Here is an 8228-nt window from a genome sequence, read left to right as displayed (position 1 = left end):
ACGGTGTCATCGTCGAGCACCCGGCCCAGCAACTCCTCCGCACCCGGCTGCGCCTCATCGGTGTTCGTCTGTACCGGAATGTTCGTCACGGTCTTCATCGGATTTCCCTTTCGTCCGATTTCCACCGTTTACATTACACTCCCTCTAAAGTGGACAGAGGACGTGCCGTCACGCTCCGTCACCACCGTTTTGGAGACAGAGCCGTTTTGGAGACAGAGCCGTTTTGGAGACAGAGCCGTTCGTTACACAGTCCCTAGCGGTTTGAACAGATGTGCGCCCGGGCGTGGAGGTTCGCCTTTGCGTGCCGGGCGTAGCAGGTTGATCCCGGCCTGGGTCAGGGTGTCTTCGAAATCTCTGCGTAGTAGTGCCTGTCGCCGATGAGGGTCTGCCCGGGCCGGTGCCCGGTCAGGGTGGTTCGGCGGCCAGGATGCCCAGCAGTGTCTGTCGTTCGTCGGCTTTCGCGCCGGTCAGGGCGAACTCGACGGGTAGTCCGCCAGTGTGCAGACCAGGTGCAGGCGCAGGCCCCAGAGTGACGCGAATGTGAGGCGCAGTAGCCGTACTGTGCCCATCCGGCCAGATCGGAGCGGCGGGTGGTGTCTTTGGAACGGCCGCACTCGACCGGTGTGGAGTCCACGACCCACACGTCGTCGGACCACAGGGTGGTGTCGACCGCCAGGGTCCTGATCATCGTGGTGATCAGTGCGGCTGCCCGGCGCAGCCGTTTGTTGTAGCCGGATTGGTGGGGAAGGTAGCCGAACAGGTGGCCTAGGTGTCGGCGGGCGTGGCGTATCCATCGTGCTTCAGAGGTGAACCCGACCAGTGCCTGCATGACGGCCAGGGTGACCAGTTCGGCGTCGGTCAGTTTCGGTGTGATCCCGACCCGGGGTCGCCAGGGTGCCAGGTCCGGGGCTTGTTTGAGCAGGTCGTCGGTTCTGACGTACAGTGCGGTTGCGAGGGTGTCCAGATCGTTCGTCACACAATGATCGTGGGACACCCTCGTCTATGTCTTCCGCCGCACCCCTTGGAATAGGTCATCTAGTTCATCAGCCGGGGGGTGTGGCCGGCAGGTCGTAGCGGGTGTACGACGCGGCTGTCGCGCCATGGGGGCCGAGCCTGCGCAGCACAGCGGTGGCGATGTCGGTCAGTTGGTGTACCTGTTCGGCGGTCAGGGCGTCGATGACGTGGTGGCGGACGGTCGCGGAGTGTCCCGGAGCGCTGTCATGGACCTTCTGTAGGCCGGCGGCCGTGAGCCGAATGTTGGTGGCGCGGGCGTCGTCGGGGCAGGGGAACCGCTCCACCAGGTTGAGATCTTGCAGTCGTTGGGCCACGTGTGAGAGGCGCGGCAGTGTCGCGTGGGTCCGCGCTGCCAGCGCAGTCATCCGCATGGTGTGCTGCGGCGCCTCCGACAGCGTCGAGAGCACTATGTACTGGAAGTGCGTCAGCCCGGCGTCGCTGCGCAGCTGCGAGTCGAGCACTCCAGGTAGGAGTTCCAGCACCGTGGCGAGCCGTACCCACGCTGCCAGCTCCTGTTGACTCAGCGACTTCCCATCCATGGCACCATCATCCGGCAAATTGGTTGCACCTACAACTGACCCCCCTGTATGGTTCTCAGTTGTAGGTACAACTAATCTTCAGTGAACGTCTGTGAGGAAGCCGCCTGACCGAGCCATCTACGCGCCACTGCCGCCTACTACATCAGCAGCGCGCAGCAACGACCGACCGGCCCTGCGTCTGGCTGCACCAACAAGCATCGTCCGACGTCTCACCCCAGCTACCCGCGACCTGAGGAGAAGCTCCATGACCACCGCTGTAGTTCGTGACCTGGCCCTGCTCATAGCCCGCGTCGGCCTCGGCGTGATCTTCATCGCCCACGGATGGCAAAAGTTCACCGAGTACGGCCTCGACGGCACCGCCGCGTCGTTTGAACGGATGGGTGTCCCGCTGCCCGCAGTGAGCGCCCTGTTCGCCGCCGCCGCCGAAACCGTCGGCGGCGCCGCCCTGCTGATCGGCCTTGCCGTGCCCGTGGCCGGGCTGCTGCTGGCACTGAACATGCTGGGCGCGTTCGTCCTCGTGCACGCCGGCAACGGGGTCTTCGTCAACAACAACGGCTTTGAACTGGTGCTCGCCCTCGCCGTGGGTGCCCTCATACTCGCCGCCGTCGGCGCCGGGCGGTTCAGCCTCGACCGGCTGATCGCCCCGCGGCTGTCCACCCTCGCGGGCCGCCGCACCACCCGCGCCACCAGCTGAACCATCCCCGGCAGCGTCAGCAGACCGCCACCCTCAACGCCGCGCTCAAGACCGGCGGCGTCCTGGTCAGCGAGAAGATCACGCTCGAGTTCGAGATCAGCGCCGTCGAGAACTTGCCTTCTGGCGCCGCACGACGAGATCGAGCCGTCCGGCAGCAACATCCAGTGCTCAACAAGGGTCATCAAGGTTCAGAGGGGATCGGCTTACGAGCGATCATCCTGAGCACCCTGCCAGCCGCCCGCGCACTACCCCAAGTCAAGATCAACAATGTGGCGGCTGGTGACACATTCGTTACCGACACCCGAAGTAGCACCACGTGTCCGCCCCTGGGCTGGTGGTAGGCCAGCCGAGGGGCTAGCGGGGTCCAGCTCAGCAAATAGCGCAGGTTTCGATTAGGTGCGTTGCACCAGTCGCCGGCCGGGCCGATCTGCCGGAGCCCTCATAGGTCATTTCAAGAACCACGGGTGCCGGTACGAAGCGTGTCACCAGCCGCAAACGAGGATGATCTAGCTCGACTCTGACGCGCTTCGGGTAGTTGGGCACGGGCTCGGCCGGCGGCGCGCAGCTCGCGCAGATCGGGGATGTGGTTGTAGATAGTGCCAGTTTTTGCCCGCGCTGCTTCGCGATTGTGGTCACGCTGGCGTCCGGGTTGGGCAGCATGTCGCGGGCCGCGCGCAGGATTTCCGGCGTGATCACGCTTGGGCGACCGTCGACTGGCGGGCCGATTTCGCCGAGCGCGGGCTGGCCGATGTCGGCGAGGTCCGCGATGGCCGGGGCAAGAAACCCGTCATCGCGGCCTCCAAGGTGACGCAGATCGTTGAGTGGACGCTGCATACGAACCCCGAGGGCCAGACGCACTGGTCGTGCCGGACGATGGCCGCGGCGGCCGGGGTGAGCCCGGCGACGGTACAGCGGATCTCGTCGGCCCGCGGCCTCAAGCCTCATCGGGTGCAGAAGTTCAAACTGTCCAACGACAAGCGGTTCGAGGAAAAGCTCGTCGATGTGGTGGGCCTGTACTTAAACCCGCCGGACAAGGCGGTGGTGTCGTGCATGGATGAGAAGTCCTCGATCCAGGCATTGGACCGTACCCAGCCCAGCCTGCCCATGGTCAAAGGCCGAGCCGGCACGATGACCCACGACTACAAGTCGCATCGGACCACCACCTTGTTCGCTGCGCTTGACGTGGCCACCGGCAAGGTCATCGGCAAATGCTTCGACCGGCACCGCAACGACGAGTTCGTCCGGTTCCTGCGCACCGTGGACAGCCAGGTCCCCAAACACCTGGCCGTACATGTGATCGTCGACAACTACGGCACCGACACCCACGCCAAGGCGAAGGCGTGGCTGGCCAAGCATCCCCGGTTTCACCTGCACTTCACCCCCACCTCGTCGTCGTGGCTCAACCTCGTCGAGCGCTGGTTTGCCGACCTGACCGGCGTAGCCATCCGCCGAGGCGTCTTCCGCTGGGTCGCCGGGAGGATTGGTGGCGTCACCGACGAGGTACCTGATGCACGCGTCACTCATTGACCTTCCTCGAACGGCTCTTCGAGCAGCAACACCGGTGTGTGCGGCTCATACGCCTGGTAGGTGTCCGGCGTCGCGGTGAAAATGTAGGCGCCCAGCTGTAGCGCGGTCTGCGCGAGGAACGCGGCGTAAACGTCGTGCCATTTGCCGGGGCTGTGGCGCATGAACCAGCCGAGGTCCTGCCACGAGTCGGCCGATCGCTCGATCAGCACGCAGTTCGGGTGGGTCACCAGAAGGTTGAGCATCCGGAGCTCGGTGCCCGCGGCATATGCGGGGGCCAGGCTCGGCCCGGTCACTGCGAAGAACGGCGCGGCACTGTCGTCTTCTACGTCCTCGGCGATCTCACGCAGGACCTTGCCGACGCCGACGTTGGCACCGAACGCGGCGATGGTGGATACGTCCAGCAGCAGCCGTAGTCTGATGCCGCCGTCGTCTTCGTCGTACAAGCGCCCAGAGGCCTTGTCGCTTATGAGAGCCGCCTGGAGCTGGCCCGAATTCTGTTGGCGGATTCTGATCCTGAAGTCACGGCGATTGCGGCGACCGTTCCTGCTGTCTGGAGTGGACGGTGCCCGGGTTCGCAGCCATGTGCCGGATCTGTTGTTGCATAACGCCTGTGGCCTGATACCGTCGCTCACGCTCAACCGGTACCGAATTTCACAGACAAAGCCAATCCATAGCCGAAGCCCTATGCAAGCGGGTCGAGTTGTCGACCGGCGTTACACCCGTGAAGTCTCAGGGCCACGTCAGGGTGTGATTCCGTTGATTCCCCCGATACGACGGTGTCGACCCGCCCGCCAGTATCGAGCCATGACCGAACCTCTTGGCGTCTCCGTGGTGCCTGAACCGATACAGGACCAACTCAAGCCTGGGGGAAGGGGGAAGTGGAAGAGGCGCCTGCGGCGCACAGTCATCGCAGTGCTCGCCGTCGTGGTCGCACTGCTCGGCATCTCGACAGGCGTCAACCAGGCGGCAAACGCGATCGGCCTGGCGAGGCTCGACGTACCGGGTGAACTGGTCGAGGTGGATGGCCAGGCCCGAATGCATGTCTATTCGCGTGCGGAGCACTCCGGCGGGCCAACCCTGGTGTTTTTGATCGGCCAGGGTCTGGGCAGCGCGTACTACAAGCTCAAGGGCGTCTGGGAACCTCTCGCCGAGGACTTCGACATCGCCACTGTGGACTATCTGGGCTACGGCTTTTCTGACACGACGGCGAAAGAGCGGTCGAATGAGAACGTGGCCACCGAGATTCACGCCGCGCTGCACGGCGCCGGTGTTGCGGGCCCTTACGTGCTGGTGGCCCATTCCATCGGAGGCCTGTACGCGATGAAGTTCGCCGAGCTCTACTCTGATGAAGTGGCCGGGTTCGTGGGGCTGGACAGCAGCGCCCCCGGTCAGATGGCCCCGGGGGAGTATGAGGGCGATCTCTCCCAGGACGGCGGGCTCCACCCCATCATGACTGTGCTGCGATTCATGGGCGTGGTTCGGGTGGAGCGGTGGATCAACGGCGACGATTCGATCTGGCTCCCGGCCAACCCGCTGCTCGACGAAGCGGAGCAGGACCAGGACTGGCTGCTCGGCAACGCCAAGTTGGACCTGCGTCTGCTCGATGACGAAGTGAGCTGGTTCTTGCGCAACGACCTCGCCCTGCAGGGCCAACGCTTCGACGCGGCGATTCCCACGCTGATGGTCCTCGCACAGGAAACTGTTGAGGCGGTACGCGAGTTCGGTATGCCGGATTGGGTGGAAGTCCACCGGGCCGTGGCCAGCGAGCACCCGCAAAGCCGCGTCGTCACACTGGACGGATCACACTGGATCCACCAGGATGCCCCCGGCCAGGTGGTGGGTCAGATCCGACAGTTCCTCGCCGCAACGAGGTGAGCTTGACCAGCTCGACCAGCGCCAACCGAAACCCGCGATCCCGACAGGCCAAGATCAGCCGATTCTGCCAAGTGACTCTGAACAGATTCGGCAGCGGACAGGACGATGACCTCATCGCCGTTTCCACCGGATCAGAGCGTTCCGATGGATACGAACGCACACCAGATCGAAGAAAGCGGCATGTCGGTGAGAAGAATCCGCCGACATTTCAGTGATAACGGCCGGCAAAGGTCGAGGTCAACGGCTCGGCAGCCAACATTGTCGGTAAGAACCTACAAGTCGTGTAGCTTCTCTATTGAGATGGCGCTTTCTCACGGACTTGGCGCACGAGCTGGCGCTTGCGGATGTCAAACACGAGCCGGACAGCACGCTCACGCAGCTCGTCGGTGTACTTCCTCGGTGCAGGCATAGTGACTCCCACGTTCGCAGGTTTCGGAGCCTCGGAAAAATTTGGGGCTATTCAAACCGGTCGAGCTCGGATGCAACAGGATCCGAGTTGTGAAGCCCGGCCGCCAAGATGGAGACGACAATGGTCGAGACAGGCCCCAAGGGGTACGACCATCCTGCTCCACCGTGCTGTTGTTCAGGCAACCACGGACATCGTCCCGTGCCGTACCATCACTGGTGCGGCGGCGCCGGAGCAGCAGGGCGCATCCGGCATGGCGTACGAGAAAAGGTATGGAATAACGGGCTTGGCAAGAGCCACACAAACGGGGAGATATCGAGTGAAGCCAATGAAGGTGTTGACCGTTGCCACGGTGCTCACGGCGACGGTGGCGATCCCGGCGGTGCCGGCCGCTGCGGCAGGTACGGGCTGGTGGGCCATGCCCGGCTACCTGGTCACCAACAGCGGATTCAATCCCAACGAGACGAGCGTGACGGTTCCGACCGTCCCGAACCTTAGGCTCATCTACGCCAGCAGCCCGGACCGGATCGGTCAGCGTGCACCACTCGTCGCCGACGAACTGGTGTACACAATGGATGACCTTGGTGTCACGGCCACTGAGGAGGCGACAGGCGCGCAGCGATGGCGCTTCGAGCCGGTTGACGAGGGGTATGTGCTTACACAGATCGTTCACGCGGCCGGCCAGCTCGTTGTGGCTGCGCAGTACTGGGCCGGCATGCCTGGTGACGACCATGCGCGGATCTTCGTGCTCGACGCTGCGACCGGCACGGTGGTCCGGCACTTCAACGACCACGGCCTGATCACGCAGATGCTCGTCGATCGGGGTGTCGTCGTGGCCTCCGGCGAGAGCCGCTGGACCACGGACACACGCGCCTACAGCATCGCCGATGGGCAGTTGATTTGGACACACGACCGGCACATGCGACTTCCGGTCTCGGCAGGTGGTCGCGTCGTCCTTTCCGGAACCGGATGGGCCGTCCTGCCCTTGTTGAGCGTCATCATCGACATCGAGACTGGAAAGATCATCCATTCGGAAGCGAATCGTGAATACCGCCCGCTCGCGGCGGACGAGAAGGGGACCAAATTTTATGTCGCGTGGGGGCACAGCCTCCAAGTCCTCGACGCGTCGACCGGCACTCTGACCTGGCTCGCGTCGAACCTGAGCCCGGCGTTCGCAGTGGTCAGCCCAACCAGGCTGTACGTCACCTCCTTCGGCGGCACCGTCTTCGCGTTGAATCGCGGCACCGGCGCCATATTCTGGAGCCGGACCATTCCGGGTAGCGAGTACCAGCGGGCAATCGTTGCCGGTGGCGTCATGTACGTCACGGCCAAGGGCGACCGGGTGCACACCCTGAACCCGGTCAACGGTGCCCCGCTGAACGCGCCGGCGTTCACCGGCGCGGTCGACCAGATCGTGGCTACCTACGGCAGGGTATATTCCACCGACGGCACGAAGGTGACGGTCTATGGTCTTTAGCAGCTGAACGGGTGTCCTTTCCACAACAACGACATTGGTGCTTAGACAACCCCAATTATCGTTGCTGGCAAGGCATCCGTTCTTCAAGGCCACACGATATTCACATTCCTAATCGGATCCGGGTCTGACCAACAGCTACCCGATATTGACCCTTACGACCCCGACCCCAGCTCACACCGGAACTCGGTCATCGAACGTCGCGCGCGGTGGTGATCATTCGTAACCGGCGGGAGCTGGTTGATGGTCGTTGACGTCCGTGTCCGGCTCGGTTATCCGGACTGACCTCCCTCTTTCGTTAGGCCTTGATCGAGTATGAACTGATCTTCTTCAGTGATGATTGCCGTTGGATAGTGAGGCTGGGCATGCGGTGACGGTCGGCCTCGAATTGCCGACGACGCTCCTGTACTGGAGTGGGATAGCCAGAGGCGGATGCTTCAGATGACGGGACGTGGCAATCTGGTCAGCCGCTCGAATGCGACGACCAGTTGCGTGGCCCATGGCCAGGAAGCGTTGATATGTAACCTTATCCGCCGTCCGGTGCGCGCGATGCGGACGGCGGTGTGCAGCAGCCGGTAACGCAGTTTCTTGGGCTCGGCGCGGGCCAGCTCACCGTCGAGTAGCAGGAGCTGGGTCCAGCGGGTCAGGTCGATGCCAGCCAAGGCGAGTTCCAGCCACGCGGCGTTGATGGGGAACTGG

6 protein-coding genes and 2 pseudogenes are annotated in these 8228 nt (G+C 63.5%); 4 read left to right on the top strand and 4 right to left on the bottom strand.

Translation table 11 applies throughout. The features are described 5' to 3' along the window. Positions 1 to 254 precede the first annotated feature (254 nt). Both DM816_RS37835 and DM816_RS37830 read right to left on the bottom strand, forming a co-directional pair. A pseudogene (locus tag DM816_RS37835) lies at positions 255 to 976 on the bottom strand (transposase); the annotation flags it as partial. A 67-nt stretch (positions 977 to 1043) separates the two neighbouring features. Next, entirely contained in the window at positions 1044 to 1553 is a 510-nt protein-coding gene (locus DM816_RS37830) for a MarR family winged helix-turn-helix transcriptional regulator (protein ID WP_117215310.1), read from the bottom strand. Between the two features lie 244 nt (positions 1554 to 1797). On the opposite strand from DM816_RS37830, the gene DM816_RS37825 reads away from it, so the two are divergent. Both DM816_RS37825 and DM816_RS37810 read left to right on the top strand, forming a co-directional pair. Then, positions 1798 to 2247, top strand: a complete 450-nt coding sequence (locus tag DM816_RS37825) for a DoxX family protein (RefSeq protein WP_117215309.1) — start codon at positions 1798 to 1800, stop codon at positions 2245 to 2247. Between the two features lie 702 nt (positions 2248 to 2949). Then, a pseudogene (locus DM816_RS37810) lies at positions 2950 to 3744 on the top strand (IS630 family transposase); the annotation flags it as partial. A 23-nt stretch (positions 3745 to 3767) separates the two neighbouring features. On the opposite strand, the gene DM816_RS37805 reads toward DM816_RS37810, so the two are convergent. After that, positions 3768 to 4217: a hypothetical protein gene (locus DM816_RS37805; RefSeq protein ID WP_117215308.1), complete on the bottom strand. Its 450-nt coding sequence runs from the start codon at positions 4215 to 4217 to the stop codon at positions 3768 to 3770. A gap of 469 nt (positions 4218 to 4686) precedes the next feature. Here DM816_RS37805 and DM816_RS37800 point away from each other — a divergent pair, with 469 nt between their 5' ends. Next, a complete protein-coding gene (locus tag DM816_RS37800) occupies positions 4687 to 5649 on the top strand; it encodes an alpha/beta fold hydrolase (RefSeq protein WP_162908249.1) in 963 nt (320 codons plus the stop codon). 479 nt (positions 5650 to 6128) lie between these two features. Continuing rightward, positions 6129 to 7532 (top strand): outer membrane protein assembly factor BamB family protein, encoded by a 1404-nt coding sequence (locus DM816_RS37795; RefSeq protein WP_162908248.1) that lies wholly within the window; start codon positions 6129 to 6131, stop codon positions 7530 to 7532. 434 nt (positions 7533 to 7966) lie between these two features. Here the strand turns inward: DM816_RS37795 and DM816_RS37790 are convergent. Beyond that, a partial coding sequence (locus DM816_RS37790) for a transposase (protein WP_211589027.1) occupies positions 7967 to 8228 on the bottom strand: 262 nt, incomplete at its 5' end.

Source organism: Allorhizocola rhizosphaerae, assembly GCF_003426775.1.
Taxonomy (GTDB): domain Bacteria; phylum Actinomycetota; class Actinomycetes; order Mycobacteriales; family Micromonosporaceae; genus Allorhizocola; species Allorhizocola rhizosphaerae.
This window is presented reverse-complemented; position numbering and strand designations above follow the sequence as displayed.

What these genes read in the sequence shown, in the direction of transcription:
- DM816_RS37830 (WP_117215310.1), bottom strand. Translation starts at nt 1,553, where the DNA reads ATGGATGGGAAGTCGCTGAGTCAACAGGAGCTGGCAGCGTGGGTACGG.
- DM816_RS37825 (WP_117215309.1), top strand. Translation starts at nt 1,798, where the DNA reads ATGACCACCGCTGTAGTTCGTGACCTGGCCCTGCTCATAGCCCGCGTC.
- DM816_RS37795 (WP_162908248.1), top strand. Translation starts at nt 6,129, where the DNA reads ATGCAACAGGATCCGAGTTGTGAAGCCCGGCCGCCAAGATGGAGACGA.